Consider the following 536-nt stretch of genomic DNA (forward strand, 5'->3'; position numbering starts at 1 on the left):
AGGCCAGTGCCGTACATGCCCAGCGCCGTGCCACCGTAACTCCGGCGGTGACCAACCGTCATGGCCCTGTCCAGCGCTGCCCCGTCCATACCAGCGCCGTTGTCGAGCACCAGCAGCGAGACGATCCGGTCCGCGTTGCGCAGGAAGTGCACGACGATGGAGTCAGCCCCGGCATCGATGGAGTTGTCGACCAAGTCGGCCACTGGCCCTTCGAAGCTGTACCCCTGATTGGTCAGCGCACTCGCGTACCCGGCGTCAGGCGGCAGGTGAGTACTGCCGCTGGTCGCGAGGTACGTAGTAGAAGCGGCCCGTCAAATTCAATGATCAATCATCGCTGTCGGGCGGGTCCCCTGTACAGAGACGATCGGTCCGGATTACCGGCCGAAAGTCCCTTCTCTGCTCTGCCGGGCCGGGCACTTCGACGTCCGATGATCCAGAACATGCAGCGCGAACTCAGGGCTGTCGGGGGGTGCGGCTACGGTTCGGTCATCCGATCAGATGTGTGGGGCGAGGAGATGACCGTGCGGCGCTGGGAG

At 64.4% G+C, this 536-nt stretch carries 1 protein-coding gene; it reads right to left on the reverse strand.

Going from position 1 to position 536, the window contains the following annotated elements:
* Positions 1-266, reverse strand: a 266-nt coding sequence (locus ABD323_RS45015; RefSeq protein ID WP_344447727.1) for an ATP-binding protein, incomplete at its 3' end; no start/stop codon positions are given.
* Between the last annotated feature and the right edge of the window lie 270 nt (positions 267-536).

Origin of the sequence: Kitasatospora nipponensis (assembly GCF_039528135.1) — a bacterium.
Taxonomy (GTDB): Bacteria; Actinomycetota; Actinomycetes; order Streptomycetales; family Streptomycetaceae; genus Kitasatospora; species Kitasatospora nipponensis.